Annotated in this window: 13 protein-coding genes and 1 pseudogene; 9 read left to right on the top strand and 5 right to left on the bottom strand. The window is 68.5% G+C overall.

What is annotated here, in order from left to right; all coding sequences use genetic code 11:
* Nucleotides 1-41 precede the first annotated feature (41 nt).
* The 8 genes from K2X24_RS21725 (at nucleotide 42) to K2X24_RS21690 (ending at nucleotide 8,956) form a co-directional block, all read left to right on the top strand.
* Complete coding sequence (locus tag K2X24_RS21725; RefSeq protein ID WP_292501006.1) at nucleotides 42-2,729, top strand: TIGR02302 family protein; 2,688 nt, start codon at nucleotides 42-44, stop codon at nucleotides 2,727-2,729.
* A gap of 107 nt (nucleotides 2,730-2,836) precedes the next feature.
* Entirely contained in the window at nucleotides 2,837-3,022 is a 186-nt protein-coding gene (locus K2X24_RS21720) for a twin transmembrane helix small protein (protein WP_292501012.1), read from the top strand.
* Between the two features lie 10 nt (nucleotides 3,023-3,032).
* Complete coding sequence (locus tag K2X24_RS21715) at nucleotides 3,033-4,343, top strand: MFS transporter (protein ID WP_292501004.1); 1,311 nt, start codon at nucleotides 3,033-3,035, stop codon at nucleotides 4,341-4,343.
* A 160-nt stretch (nucleotides 4,344-4,503) separates the two neighbouring features.
* Nucleotides 4,504-5,121 carry an acyloxyacyl hydrolase gene (locus K2X24_RS21710; protein WP_292501001.1) on the top strand — a complete coding sequence of 206 codons (618 nt, stop codon included), beginning with the start codon at nucleotides 4,504-4,506 and terminating at the stop codon, nucleotides 5,119-5,121.
* A 174-nt stretch (nucleotides 5,122-5,295) separates the two neighbouring features.
* Nucleotides 5,296-5,868 (top strand): cob(I)yrinic acid a,c-diamide adenosyltransferase, encoded by a 573-nt coding sequence (locus K2X24_RS21705; RefSeq protein ID WP_238276002.1) that lies wholly within the window; start codon nucleotides 5,296-5,298, stop codon nucleotides 5,866-5,868.
* Between the two features lie 207 nt (nucleotides 5,869-6,075).
* On the top strand, nucleotides 6,076-6,825 hold the full coding sequence (locus tag K2X24_RS21700) for an electron transfer flavoprotein subunit beta/FixA family protein (protein WP_292500999.1): 750 nt from the start codon (nucleotides 6,076-6,078) through the stop codon (nucleotides 6,823-6,825).
* A 90-nt stretch (nucleotides 6,826-6,915) separates the two neighbouring features.
* Nucleotides 6,916-7,866 carry an FAD-binding protein gene (locus K2X24_RS21695; RefSeq protein WP_292500996.1) on the top strand — a complete coding sequence of 317 codons (951 nt, stop codon included), beginning with the start codon at nucleotides 6,916-6,918 and terminating at the stop codon, nucleotides 7,864-7,866.
* A 208-nt stretch (nucleotides 7,867-8,074) separates the two neighbouring features.
* Entirely contained in the window at nucleotides 8,075-8,956 is an 882-nt protein-coding gene (locus tag K2X24_RS21690) for a 3-hydroxybutyryl-CoA dehydrogenase (protein WP_238275996.1), read from the top strand.
* A 25-nt stretch (nucleotides 8,957-8,981) separates the two neighbouring features.
* Here K2X24_RS21690 and K2X24_RS21685 read toward each other — a convergent pair whose 3' ends face one another.
* The 5 genes from K2X24_RS21685 to K2X24_RS21665 all read right to left on the bottom strand — a co-directional run bounded on the left by K2X24_RS21685 (nucleotide 8,982) and on the right by K2X24_RS21665 (nucleotide 12,525).
* Nucleotides 8,982-9,284, bottom strand: a complete 303-nt coding sequence (locus K2X24_RS21685) for a hypothetical protein (RefSeq protein WP_292500992.1) — start codon at nucleotides 9,282-9,284, stop codon at nucleotides 8,982-8,984.
* A gap of 132 nt (nucleotides 9,285-9,416) precedes the next feature.
* A complete protein-coding gene (locus K2X24_RS21680; RefSeq protein WP_292500989.1) occupies nucleotides 9,417-10,427 on the bottom strand; it encodes an NAD(P)H-quinone oxidoreductase in 1,011 nt (336 codons plus the stop codon).
* Nucleotides 10,428-10,506: 79 nt separating this feature from the next.
* The gene (gene upp, locus K2X24_RS21675) at nucleotides 10,507-11,148 is read right to left on the bottom strand and encodes a uracil phosphoribosyltransferase (protein WP_056190198.1); all 642 of its coding nucleotides are present in this window, start codon (nucleotides 11,146-11,148) and stop codon (nucleotides 10,507-10,509) included.
* Between the two features lie 196 nt (nucleotides 11,149-11,344).
* On the bottom strand, nucleotides 11,345-11,803 hold the full coding sequence (locus K2X24_RS21670) for a DUF2852 domain-containing protein (protein WP_292500985.1): 459 nt from the start codon (nucleotides 11,801-11,803) through the stop codon (nucleotides 11,345-11,347).
* Nucleotides 11,804-11,886: 83 nt separating this feature from the next.
* Nucleotides 11,887-12,525, bottom strand: a complete 639-nt coding sequence (locus tag K2X24_RS21665) for a TetR/AcrR family transcriptional regulator (RefSeq protein WP_292500982.1) — start codon at nucleotides 12,523-12,525, stop codon at nucleotides 11,887-11,889.
* 258 nt (nucleotides 12,526-12,783) lie between these two features.
* Between K2X24_RS21665 and K2X24_RS21660 the strand changes: the two are divergent.
* Nucleotides 12,784-13,052 (top strand): annotated as a pseudogene (locus K2X24_RS21660) (hypothetical protein); the annotation flags it as partial.

Raw genomic sequence — 13,052 nt, 5'->3', positions numbered from 1 at the left:
AGGCGCGGCGCCGTGAGCGACGCGCGGAGGAGCCAGACACGATGGGCGAGGCCGACCCGGCGACCTCACGAGGCAGCGACCTGACATCCAAGGAACCCGCGGGCGATGCCGACAGCGCGCTGCGGCAGCGCCTGGACCGGCTGGTCGCCCGATCGCAGGCGGCGGGTTTGTGGGAAACCGCGTGGCCGATCCTGTGGCGCGGCATCGGGCTCGTGCTGGCGTATCTGATCCTGTCGTGGCTCGGCCTCTGGCTCGACCTGCCGCCCCTGGGCCGCATCGTCGGGCTCGGACTCTTCGCGCTTGCCCTCGCGATGGTACTGCTGCCCCTGGCGCGCCTGCGCCCTGGCTCGCGCCGCGAGGCCCTGGCGCGGATCGACCGCGAGGCGGCGGCCAGCGGACGCACCCGACATTCCCCGGCCTCGTCGCTGGAAGACACCCTGGCGGTGGGCACGCAGGATCCGGCGACGCAAGCGCTTTGGGCCCTGCACAAGGCGCGTGCGGCGCAGTCCGTCGCGGATCTGCGCGCCGGGCCGCCCCGTCCGGCCATGGCGCGGCGCGACCCGTTCGCCCTGCGCGCCGCCCTGATCGTGGGCGCCGTTGCGAGCCTGTTCGTCGCCGGTGCGGAGTGGCGCCCGCGTATCCTCGGCGCCTTCGACTGGCGGGCCCCGCCATCGCCCGGCCCGGACTTCCGCGTCGACGGGTGGATCGACCCACCGCTCTACACACGCCTGCCGCCCCTCGTCGTCACGATGAACGGTGAGCGTCAGACCCTGCGCGCACCCGTCAATTCCACGCTGATCGTGCGCATCGCCGGCCACGGCGAGGCGGTTCTGACCCCGAATGCGGGCCTGAAAGCGCTTCCCGGCAAGCTGCAGCAGGCGCCCGGCAAGGCGCCGCAGTCGGATCTGCGCGAGGACCGCTTCCAGCTGGTCGGCGGCGTCGCGGACCTGACCATCGCCACGGGTGGCGCGACCCAGCACCTCGTCGTCGAGACGATTCCCGATACCCCCCCCGAGGTGCAGCGCATCGGCAGCCTCGAGGTCAATGCGCGCGGCACCTTCAACCTGACCTACCGGGCCAAGGACGATTACGGCATCGCCTCGGCCGAGGGCCTCGTCGAGCCGCTGGCGAACACACGCGCCCTGGTTCCGCCGCCGCGCATCGTCCTCGCGCTGCCCGCAGACGCCACGGGCGAGCACGACACCAAGACGTTGGTCGACCTCACGGACAACCCCTGGTCCGGCGCGCGCGTGCGCCTGACCCTGGTGGTCAAGGACGAGGCCGGGCAGGAAGGGCGTACCCCGACCGCCGAGGTCACCCTGCCGGCCCGCATCTTCGCCCAGCCCCTCGCGCGCGCGCTGGCCGAGGAGCGCCGCCGCCTGATCACGGCGCCGGACGAGAGCCGCGGGCGCGTCCTGACCGCCCTCGACGCCCTGCTCATCGCGCCGGACCGGTTCACCCCTCAGCCGAGCGTGTTCCTCGGGTTGAAGACCGCCTCGCGCCGCCTGCGGGCTGCCCGCAGCGACGATGCGCTGATGGAGGTTGCGGACCTCCTCTGGGAGATGGCGCTCAAGATCGAGGACGGTGATCTCTCCGATGCGGAGAAGAGCCTCCGGGCCGCCCAGGACAACCTCAAGCAGGCCATCGAGCGCAACGCGCCGGATGAGGAGATCAAGAAACTCACGGAGGACCTGAAGCAGGCCCTCGACAAGTTCATGAAGGGCATGGCCGAGCGCCAGCGCAAGGACGGAAAACCGCAGGGCGAGAAGAGCCCACCGAACCCGAACGCCAAGACGGTGACGCCGGACGATCTCAACAAGCTGATGAACGACATGGCCGAGGCCATGAAGCGCGGCGACACCGCGGAAGCACAGCGCCTCCTCGACCAGCTCCGCGAGATCCTGGAGAACCTTCAAACGGCGGAGCCGGGCGGCAAGTCCGATCCGAACGGCCGCGAGATGAGCAAGCAGGCCGACGAGCTCGACAAGCTATCGCGTGAGCAGCAGGACCTGCGCGACGAGACCTTCAAGGACGGTCAGGACAAGCGCGGCCAGCAGGGCCAGGGTCAGCGGGGCCAGCGCCCGCAGCGTGGCCAGCAGGGGCAGCAGCAGGACGGGCAGAAGGGCCAGCCCGGTCAGCAGGGCCAAGGTCAGCAGGGCCAGGGCCAGCAAGGTCAGGGACAGCAGGACCAGAAGGGTGAAGGCCAGCGGGGCGAGGGTCAGAAAGGCGCCGGCCAGCGCCAGCAGGCCCTGCGCGAGCGCCTGGAAGACCTTCAGCGTCGCATGAAGGACCTCGGCATGCAGGGCGAGGAAGGCCTGTCGGATGCCGAGGAGGCCATGCGCGAGGCCGAAGGCGCCCTCGGGCAGGGCAAGGAGGGCGATGCCGTCGATGCCCAGGGCCGGGCCCTCGACGGGCTCAAGCGTGGCGCCGAGGGCATGCAGAAGCAGATGCAGGAGATGGCGGAAGCCGACGGTGAGGGCAAGGGCGAGGGTGAGGGCGGCGAGCAGCCGAGCCAGCAGGGCCAAGCCGGCAACCGCGAGGACGATCCGCTCGGACGCCCCACCAAGGGCCGCGACATGTCCAACGGCAATGCCCGCGTGCCGACGGCGGACGAGTCGGCCGTCCAGCGGACCCGCCGCATCATGGAGGAACTGCGCCGCAAGCTCGGCGACCCGAGCCGCCCGCGCGAAGAGCTCGACTATTTCGAGCGTCTGCTGCGTCGGAACTGACGGGGGACATCGATGCGCCGCCCTGCCCCATGGGCTCCGCGTCGTGCGGGGTCCATATGGGGCAGACCTGAAGACAAGATCCGCCAGCCGCGAGACGTCACGCCGTGATCTCCTCCAATTCCCTCGTGCTCCTCGCATGTCTCGCGGTGGCGGTCGTGCTGCTTCTCGGCCTCGTCAACATGATGCGGGGCGGCAGCGCCAACGTCTCCCAGAAGCTGATGAGGCTGCGTGTCCTGCTTCAGTTCCTGGCGATCATCCTGATCATGGGCGTGGTCTGGTGGCGCTCGGCCTGACGCGCCCGCCATGGGCGTCCGGGATGCGCTCACGGGTCTGACCGGCGATCGCCGTATCATGGCGATGCTGGGCCTGGGCTTCAGCTCCGGAATTCCGTTCCTGCTCGTCTACGTCACGCAATCGGCGTGGCTTTCGGAGGCGAAGGTGCCGATCGGCATCCTCGGCCTCCTGAGCGAGCTGACGCTGGCCTACAAGTTCAAGTTCCTGTGGGCGCCGTTCCTCGACCGTTACGACGCACCCGTGTTCGGCCGCTGGTTGGGGCGTCGACGGGGCTGGATCATCGTCACGCAGATCGGCGTGATCCTGGCGCTCACGGGGATCGCCTTCGGCGATCCGGCGCACTGGCTCGCCTGGACCATCGTGTTCTCCCTCGCTCTCGGCTTCGCGGGCGCGACGCAGGACGTGGTCATCGATGGCTGGCGCATCAACGTGGCGTCGGCCGAGCGGCAATCGCTGATGTCGTCCTGGGCCGAGATCGGCTGGCGCATGGGCAACCTCGTGGCCGGAGCCGGCGCGCTCTACCTTGCCGACGCCTATGGCTGGCGGGCCGCCTATCTCTGCATGGCCGTTGCGATGGCGCCCGGGCTCGTCGCCGCGCTCCTGGCCCCCGAACCGGACTCAGACCGGAGCGGAGCTCCCTCGCATGCCGGCTTCGTCGAGACGATCGTAGCCCCGATCCGCGACCTCATCGGGCGCCTCGGCCCCATGGCGGTCCCGGTTCTCCTGATGGTGGCGGGCTTCCGAATGCCCGGTTACGTTTCCAGCGCGATGGCGATGCCGCTCTTCAAGAGCCTGCACTATTCGAACGCCGACATCGCGACGGTGACGAAGCTCTTCGGCTTCGGCGTGGCCCTCGGAGGCACCTTCCTGGCCTCCTACATCGTGCCCCGGATCGGCATCATGGCGAGCCTCGTGGCCGGCACGGTTTTCGGGTCCGCCTCGCATCTCAGCTTGGCCTACCTCGCCCTGCACGGGGGCGACGGAGGCGGCGCCTTTTGGACCTTCGCCGCCACCGTCAGCATCGACAGCTTCGCCTACGCCTTCGCGTCGATCGTTCTCATCACCTACATGTCGTCCCTGACCGTGACGGAGCATGCGGCGAGCCAGTATGCCCTGCTCACCTCCCTGTGCGCCCTCCCCGGCAGCCTCCTGGCGGGCGCGTCCGGCTTCGTCATCGAGGCTACGGGATTCGTCTGGTTCTTCGTGGCGACGTCGGTGATCGGCCTGCCCGTCGCGCTGCTGTGCTGGTACGTCTGGCGCCGGCAGCAGGCGGGGACACATCCCGCCGTGGCATCCACGTCCCGACCGCGCGGCGTCTAATCCCGCTCGGGCGTGATGGTCCGACACGTGGTGTTCATGTGTGGCGCGGCGGTCTCACTCGGCAGCTATCGGCGTTCCTGGCCCGCTATCGGTGCCGGAACGCCTGCCGCCGATGCGCGACGCCATGCTAGACAGGGTCGGTCCCACCGGAACCGTTTTCATGCATCCCCACTCGTTCCGCCTCGCCGCCGCCGGTTTCGCCCTTGCCGCGGCCGCGCCGGTCCAGGCCGCAGACTTCCGGTCCGCGCCGCCGCCGGCCGCCTACGTGAGCCCGGTGAAGCCGCTGAGCATCGTCTCCGAGGTGCGTATCGGCGGGGCCGTGCAGGATCCGGGCAGCGCGGAACACAACACCAACAACATCAACGGCGAAATCCTCTTCGCCAAGCCCCTCGTCAGCGTCGATCCCTTCTGGCAGGCCTTCGTGCCGCGGCCGACGGTCGGCGGCAGCTACAACTTCGGCGGCCGCACCAGCTACGCCTATATCGGCGCGACCTGGACCGTGGACCTGTTCCCGCAGACCCTGAACAACATCGTGTTCCTCGAAGGCTTCTTCGGCGCCGGCGCCCACAACGGCTATACGGGTCCCAAGCCCCTGGCGCCCGAGGGCTTCAACACGCTGGGCTGCAATCCGCTGTTCCGCGAGGCCGCCGCCCTCGGCTTCCGGCTGACTGAGCACTGGAGCATCATGGCCACCGTCGAGCACATGTCGAATGCCGGCCTGTGCGCGAACAACCGCGGCCTGACCAATTTCGGCGGCAAGCTCGGCTACACCTTCTGAGCGATACGCCAGAGCTTCCTCTACGGGCGTCCGGGCCGGTCTCGCAGCAGCGGGGCCGGCCCTTCGTATTGTGGAGTGCCTTCCGCCCGACCGAAACTGCGCTAGGTTGGCCGGCATCAAGCCACGGCCGCTCTACCTGCCGCAGGTCTGGCCCCCTCGAGATCGGACGTCATCGTGGTCACGCTCAACCGCATCTACACCCGCACCGGTGACAAGGGATCGACGGCGCTCGCCAGCGGCGAACGCCGCTCGAAGGCCGATCTGCGGATCGAGACCTACGGCACCGTCGACGAGACCAATGCCTGCATCGGCCTCGCCCGCCTGCACGCCGATCCCCGGCTCGACGCCATGCTGGGCGCCATCCAGAACGATCTGTTCGATCTCGGGGCCGACCTCGCGACACCGGAGAGCGCGGAGCCGCCGAAATACGAGCCCCTGCGCGTGGTCGCCACGCAGGTCCAGCGGATCGAGCGGGACATCGACGCCCTGAACGCGGACCTGTCGCCCCTGAAATCCTTCGTGCTCCCGGGCGGCTCTCCGGCCGCGGCCGCCCTTCACCTCGCCCGCACGACATGCCGGCGGGCCGAGCGCCTCGCCGTGGCATTGGCCGCCACCGAGGGCGAGGTCGTCTCGCCGGAAGCCCTTCAGTACCTCAATCGGCTGTCCGATTTCCTGTTCGTGGCGAGCCGGACCGCGAATGCGAACGGCGCCGACGACGTGCTCTGGGTGCCCGGCAAGAACCGTTGACGGAAGGCGCGAGCCCGTCCGTTCGCCGCGGCGATCGAACCGCCGCGTTACGCGTCGGCGGGCCCGCGTTGACAAGGCCGAAATGAGGCCGTTACGGTCCGCCGCCTCAATGACCAGGGTTCAGGATCTCCGGCTCGACCGGATCTCCGCTGCGCGCCGCGCCGGCCTGGTCGAAGAAAATTGTCCGCGCGGAGGATTGTGAACGCCATGAAGGTTCTGGTGCCCGTCAAGCGGGTCGTCGACTACAACGTCAAGATCCGGGTCAAGGCCGATGGTTCGGGCGTGGATCTCGCCAACGTCAAGATGTCGATGAATCCCTTCGACGAGATCGCCGTCGAGGAAGCGATCCGCCTGAAGGAGAAGGGCAAGGCCACCGAGATCGTGGCCGTCTCGATCGGTCCGCAGCAGGCGCAGGAGACCCTGCGCACCGCGCTCGCCATGGGTGCCGACCGGGCGATCCTGGTGAAGACCGACGGCCTCGTCGAGCCGCTGGCGGTGGCCAAGATCCTCAAGGCCATCGTCGAGAAGGAGGCCCCCGGCCTCGTCATCCTCGGCAAGCAGGCCATCGACGACGATTCCAACCAGACCGGCCAGATGCTGGCCGCGCTCCTCGATTGGCCGCAGGGCACCTTCGCCTTCAAGGTCGAGTTCGGCGAGGGTTCGATCGACGTCACCCGCGAGATCGACGGCGGCCTCCAGACCGTCACGCTGACGCTGCCCGCCATCGTGACGACGGATCTGCGTCTCAACGAGCCGCGCTACGCCTCCCTGCCCAACATCATGAAGGCCAAGAAGAAGCCCCTCGAGGAGATGACGCCCGACGCGCTGGGCGTCGACGTCACCCCGCGCATCACGGTGATCAAGACCGTCGAGCCCGCCGGCCGCAAGGCAGGCGTCAAAGTCGAGTCGGCCGCTGTTCTGGTCGAGAAGCTCAAGGTCGAGGCCGGCGTCATCTAGCGACTCCGCTCTCCCCGTCGGGGCCCGGCGCCGCGAGGGCGACGGGCCCGTTGCACCGGCTCCGGCCCTTTCGAGGATTCATACCCCATCATGGCCACCCTCCTCTTCATCGAACACGACAACGGCGCCGTGCGCGACGCCAGCCAGAAGGCGCTCAGCGCCGCCGTGCAGCTCGGCGGCCCGGTCCACGCCCTGGTTCTCGGCTCGGGCAGCCGCCCGGCGGCCGAAGCCGCCGCCAAGCTCGAAGGCGTCGAGAAGGTCCTTCTGCTCGAGGATGCCGCCTACGATCACGCCCTGGCCGAGCCCACCGCGGCCCTGATCACCGCCATTGCCCAAGCCTACGACGTCGTCGTGGCGGCGGCCTCCACCACGGGCAAGAACGTGTTGCCGCGCGTCGCGGCCCTCCTCGATGTGGCCCAGATCTCCGACATCATCGCGGTCGTCTCACCCGACACGTTCGAGCGGCCGATCTACGCCGGCAACGCGATCCAGACCGTCCAGGCCGGCGCGGGCAAGAAAGTCATCACCGTGCGTACGGCGGCTTTCAAGCCGGCGGCCGAGGGCGGGGCCGCGGCCTCCATCGAAACGGTGCAGGAAGCGGCCGCCGCCTCGGCCAAGTCGAGCTTCAAGGGCGAGGAGATCGCCAAGTCCGACCGTCCGGAACTCGCAGCCGCGCGCATCATCGTCTCCGGCGGCCGCTCATTGGGCTCGGCCGATAAGTTCAAGGAACTGATCGAGCCCCTGGCCGACACCCTCGGGGCGGCCGTGGGCGCATCGCGCGCGGCGGTGGACGCCGGCTACGCACCGAACGACTGGCAGGTCGGCCAGACCGGCAAGGTCGTGGCGCCGGATCTCTACGTCGCCGTCGGCATCTCGGGCGCGATCCAGCACCTTGCCGGCATGAAGGACTCGAAGGTCATCGTCGCCATCAACAAGGACGAGGATGCGCCGATCTTCCAAGTGGCGGATTACGGCCTCGTCGGCGATCTGTTCCAGGTCGTCCCCGATTTCCAAGCCGAGCTCGCCAAGGCCAAAGGCTAAGGCCAAGGGCCGAGACCGCGAGGACGCGCGGTAACCCCGTGACCGGCGCCTCCAGCGCGCCGGTCACCGACCACGGTGGCCTCCGCGCATGGAATTGCTCTAGGACGCCGCTGGCGCGCGACGTTATAAGCGAGACGGGCGCCCTCGGCGGCCGGGCGGGGGGCCCGGTCGCCGATCAGGCGACGCCCCAAGGGTGCGAGTGCAGACGATGGGCATCGATATCAGGACGGTCGGCATCATCGGTGCCGGTCAAATGGGCAGCGGGATCGCGCATGTCTGCGCGATGGCGGGCCTCGACGTTCGCCTGAACGACCGCGATCCGGCCCGCATCCACAACGGTCTGGCCACCGTCGACGGCAACCTAGCGCGTCAGGTCGCCAAGGGCACCATCGTGGACGAGCAGCGCCGGGCCGCCGTCTCGCGCATCAAGGGAGCCGAGACCTTCGACGATCTCGCCCCCTGCGATCTCGTCATCGAGGCGGCCACCGAGGATGAATCGACCAAGCGCCAGATCTTCAGCACGCTCTGCGCGTCCCTCAGGCCCGACGCGCTGATCGCGACCAACACGTCGTCGATCTCGATCACGCGGCTGGCGGCCTCAACCGACCGCCCGGAGCGCTTCATCGGCATTCACTTCATGAATCCGGTGCCGGTGATGCAGCTCGTGGAACTGATCCGCGGCATTGCCACGGAAGACCCGACCTACGAATCGGCGAAGGCTTTCATCGCCAAGCTCGGCAAGATCTCGACGATGTCGGAGGATTTTCCGGCCTTCATCGTCAACCGCATTCTGCTGCCGATGATCAACGAGGCGATCTACACGCTCTACGAGGGCGTCGGCTCCGTGGAATCGATCGACACCGCGATGCGCCTCGGTGCGAACCACCCGATGGGCCCGCTGCAGCTCGCCGACTTCATCGGCCTCGATACCTGTCTGTCGGTGATGCAGGTGCTGTACGAGGGGCTTGCCGATTCGAAGTACCGGCCCTGTCCGCTCCTCGTGAAATACGTCGAAGCCGGCTGGCTCGGACGTAAGTCCAAGCGCGGCTTCTACGATTATCGGGGCGAAACCCCTGTGCCGACCCGCTGAGGCGGACCGGCACGGGCGATTCGATTTACGGCTTGTTGCCGTTGGCGGCGGGCTGGGCCGGGCTCGGATAGGCCGGGTTCGCCGCCGGCACCGAGCCGGTGTTCGAAGACGACGTGGCGTTTGAGTTACCCTTGACCGAACCCGTGACCTCCTGGCGGGAGGCGTCCTGGCTCTGGCTGGCATAATCTTTCGGGGAATTCGCGCCCTGCCAGGTCATCAGGCCCGTGATGGCGATCCCGAGCAGCACGAGGCTGGCCACGAGAACGTAGAGCACCGGCTTGCCGCGCTTGCCCTGCCGGGCGTCCTGACCGTGTAGATTCTCTGCCATGCGATCCTCGCTTGAACGGTCCTGAAGACCGATGTTTCGACCCGAGCACCGCCTCCCGTGGAGGGGACTCGTGATTCCTGCTCGGGTCTGAAACGCAAGGGTCGAGAGCGGAGTTCCCGCCCAGGCTTGGCGTTACCGCCCTGTCACCAGCATGATCTTGCCGAGATGGGCGCTGGATTCCATGAGTTCGTGCGCCTTGCGTGCTTCTTCCAACGGGAAGGTGGCGTGGATCACCGGCCTGATTGTCCCGGCCTCCAGCAGCGGCCAGACATCCCGGGCGAGACCGTCCGCGATGGCTGCTTTCTCGGCCTTGGGCCGAGCCCGCAGGGTGGCACCCGTGAAGGTCAGGCGCTTCATCATGATCGGGGTCATGCTGAAGGCATCGACCTTGTAACCCTGCATGAAGGCGATCTGGACGAGGCGTCCCTCGATCGCGAGCGCCGAGAGGTTCTTGGCGAGGTAGGGCGCCCCGACCATGTCGAGGATGACGTCGACGCCGTTGCCGTCGGTGAGCCGCTTCACCTCCTCGACGAAGTCGGCCTCGCGATAATTGATCGCGGCCTCGGCGCCGAGCTCGCGGCAGAAGTCGCACTTCTCGGCGGAGCCGGCGGTGGCGAAGACGCGGGCGCCGTGGTGTTTGGCGATCTGGATCGCGGTCGAACCGATGCCGCTCGATCCGCCGTGGACGAGAAAGGTCTCGCCGGCTTTCAGGCGGCCGCGCTCGATCACGGTGCTGTAGACGGTGAAGTAGTTCTCCGGCAGCCCGCCGGCCTCCACCAGCGAGAGCGAGGACGGCTTCGGCAGGCACTGTCCGACTTCCGCCACGGCGAACTCGGCATAGCCGCCGCTGATCACCAAGGCGCAGACCTCGTCATCGAGGGAGACGCCGGAGACACCCTCGCCGAGGCCGACGATGCGGCCGGCGACCTCAAGGCCGGGGATCTCGGTGGCGCCCTTCGGCGGCGGATACTTGCCCTCGCGTTGCTGGATGTCGGGGCGGTTGATCCCGGCGGCCACGACCTCGATCAGGACCTGGCCCGGGCCGGGCTGCGGCAACGGCACCGTCTCCAGGGCCAGCACCTCCGACCCACCGGCGCCGGTGAAGCGGATCTGTCGCATGGTCTCGGGCAGGCTGGTCGTCATCGTGGGCTCCTTCTGGGAGCCCCGTCATGTGCCGTCCGGACCGCCCTTGGCAAGATCGCGCCTGCTCGGCGGCGGTGCCTCAGCGCGTGCCGTACATCCGGTCGCCGGCATCGCCGAGGCCCGGCACGATGTAGCCGTGGTCGTTGAGATGGCTGTCGATGGCCGCCGTCCACACTGGGACGTCGGGATGGGCGGCCTGCAGGCGGGCGATGCCCTCCGGCGCGGCGAGCAGGCAGACGAAGCGCAGATCCTGCGCGCCGCGCTGCTTCAACAGGTTGATCGCCGCCACCGCCGAGTTCGCGGTCGCCAGCATCGGGTCGAGGACCAGCACCGTCCGGTCCACGAGGTCGGACGGCGCCTTGAAGTAATATTCCACCGCTTCCAGCGTCTCCGGATCCCGGTAGAGCCCCACATGCGCCACCCGGGCGGAGGGCACCAGGGACAGCATGCCGTCGAGGAAGCCGACGCCGGCGCGCAGGATCGGCGCCAGGACGAGCTTCTTCCCGGCGATCTGCGGCGCCTCCATCGACTGGATCGGCGTCTCGATGGTCACGGACTCGAGCGGCAGGTCACGTGTGACCTCGTAGGCCAGCAGCATGCCGATCTCGTTGAGGATCTGGCGGAAGCCCTTGGTCGAGCGCTCGCGCTGGCGCAGCAGGGTCAGCTTGTGCTGGACGAGGGGGTGGTCCACCACCCGGACGGTCGCGGCGGCTGCCTGCATAGCGAGATCTCCAAAGGGACTTGAGTGGCCGGGGGCTGATCCGGGGCACGGGGGAGACCGAGGCGAAACCGGAACCGGATTCCTAGAGCATCACGGCGAGGCGAGCGAGAGTGCCGGACGTGGACGTCCCTATCAAAAAGGGGCTCCCGGCCTGTGCCGGAAGCCCCCCTGGTCGGGTCAGATCGCTCAACGCGGGTCAGACCGAGCGGGTCGTATCCGCACTGCGGCGCTTCTGCATGAAGGCGTCGAACTGCTCGCGGTCCTTGGCCCGCTTCAGCTCCTCGACGAATTCGGCGAAGGCGCGGCTTTCCTCCTGAAGGGCGCGACGCTGAGCGTCGAGCCGGTCGAGTTCGCTGCGCCGATACTCGTCGAAAGCGCGGTTGCCGGTGATGCCACCACCGTTGGCCGCCTCGAACGCCGCGGCGAAGCGCGAGCGCGTCGCGGAGGCGTTCCAGGACAGGCCGCGTCCGGCCAGACCGCGCAACTCACCGAGGGCCGGATAGCCCGCGACCTTCCAGGCGACGTAGGCGGCCGCGAGCGGCCACCAGTAGATGAAGGCCACGACGATGGCGCCGATCTCGAAGGACCGGCGGGGGAAGGGGCCGCTGCGGCAGGCCTTCCCGGTGGCGTAGGGGGAGGAAGTGGAGAAGCTCACGGCTCACGGCTCCGATGTAAATGTGAACGACATTCACTTGCGAACGCGGGCCCGGCCTTTCAAGGGGCGTCGTACGGTCCGCATCACGCGGGGCGGCGGGAAGCTCCGGCGCCATGGACGAGGGCGAGGACCCCGGCGCGAAGGAGTTCGTACTTGTCCGGCATCCCCGGCGCCTGCGGCAGATGCCCGGAGGCCGAGAGGGTCGCCAAGCCGTGCGACAGGGCCCAGACTTCCAGGGCGATGAAGCGAGGGGCGACGCCTCCGAAGCCGTCCGGGAAGGTCGATTGCAGGGCCTCCACCAAGAGGTCGAAGGGGCTCGGGCGGGGCACGGCCTCCGCGTTCGGTTCGCCCGCCGCGAGGCCTCGCGTCTCGAAGATCGCCGCGTAGTAGCCCGGTTCCTCCTCGGCGAAGGCGAGGTAGGCCTCACCCATCCGCGTGAAGCGCTCCAGCGGCGTACCCCGGGCGTTGAGCGCGCGGGCGAGACGCTCGGCGAGATCCGCGAAGCCGCGCCCCGCCACCTCCTCGAGGAGCGCCTCGCGGCCGCGAAAATGCCGGTAGAGGGCGGCGGGCGTGACACCGACGAGGCGCGCGGCATCCACCAGCGTGAACCCGCCGATACCCCGCTCCGCAATGAAGCGGCGCGCGGCCTCGATCAGCGCTTCCTTGAGATTGCCGTGATGGTAGCTGCGCCGGTCTCCCGGTCCTTCACGCCAGTGTCGCACACCATTCTCCTCGGGCCCGCCCGCGTCACGCATCCAGGCGCGCGGGGTCGGGGTTCCTGCCTCCATAGTCCCCTAACACGGCGGCGCCCGATCTGGAGCCGCATCCTCGTCATCCCACCGCGCCGTCGAAAGCCATCCGGTCTCTCGGATGCTCCCCAGGGTTGTCATCCGGCGGGCCGCACGTCTCTTGTCGGCGGATGAGATTTCGTGATCAATGGATGACGTCGAACAGAATTCCGATCCTGGAAATTGAGTGCCGTGACCGTCGAACTCGGACAAATGGACTTCGAAAGACTGATCGACTTAATTTATGAGGCTGCGGTTCTTCCAGAGCTTTGGCCTTCGGTCCTCGATCACCTCGCCGAGATCGCCGGCGCACAAGGGTCGGTGTTGATCACCTCGGATCTACAGGCGCATCGCTGGATCAACTCCGCGAGCCTGGATCAGGTTATGTCGGATTTCGCGACCGGAGGCTGGGGACGGGCCAACCAGCGCACCGTCAAACTCCTGAGCGCCCGCCATGCCGG

The sequence above is a fragment of the Methylobacterium sp. genome, from assembly GCF_019750675.1.
Classification (GTDB): domain Bacteria; phylum Pseudomonadota; class Alphaproteobacteria; order Rhizobiales; family Beijerinckiaceae; genus Methylobacterium.
This window is presented reverse-complemented; position numbering and strand designations above follow the sequence as displayed.

What these genes read in the sequence shown, in the direction of transcription:
- K2X24_RS21725 (WP_292501006.1), top strand. Translation starts at nt 42, where the DNA reads ATGGGCGAGGCCGACCCGGCGACCTCACGAGGCAGCGACCTGACATCC.
- K2X24_RS21715 (WP_292501004.1), top strand. Translation starts at nt 3,033, where the DNA reads ATGGGCGTCCGGGATGCGCTCACGGGTCTGACCGGCGATCGCCGTATC.
- K2X24_RS21710 (WP_292501001.1), top strand. Translation starts at nt 4,504, where the DNA reads ATGCATCCCCACTCGTTCCGCCTCGCCGCCGCCGGTTTCGCCCTTGCC.
- K2X24_RS21700 (WP_292500999.1), top strand. Translation starts at nt 6,076, where the DNA reads ATGAAGGTTCTGGTGCCCGTCAAGCGGGTCGTCGACTACAACGTCAAG.
- K2X24_RS21695 (WP_292500996.1), top strand. Translation starts at nt 6,916, where the DNA reads ATGGCCACCCTCCTCTTCATCGAACACGACAACGGCGCCGTGCGCGAC.
- K2X24_RS21690 (WP_238275996.1), top strand. Translation starts at nt 8,075, where the DNA reads ATGGGCATCGATATCAGGACGGTCGGCATCATCGGTGCCGGTCAAATG.
- K2X24_RS21685 (WP_292500992.1), bottom strand. Translation starts at nt 9,284, where the DNA reads ATGGCAGAGAATCTACACGGTCAGGACGCCCGGCAGGGCAAGCGCGGC.
- K2X24_RS21680 (WP_292500989.1), bottom strand. Translation starts at nt 10,427, where the DNA reads ATGACGACCAGCCTGCCCGAGACCATGCGACAGATCCGCTTCACCGGC.
- upp (WP_056190198.1), bottom strand. Translation starts at nt 11,148, where the DNA reads ATGCAGGCAGCCGCCGCGACCGTCCGGGTGGTGGACCACCCCCTCGTC.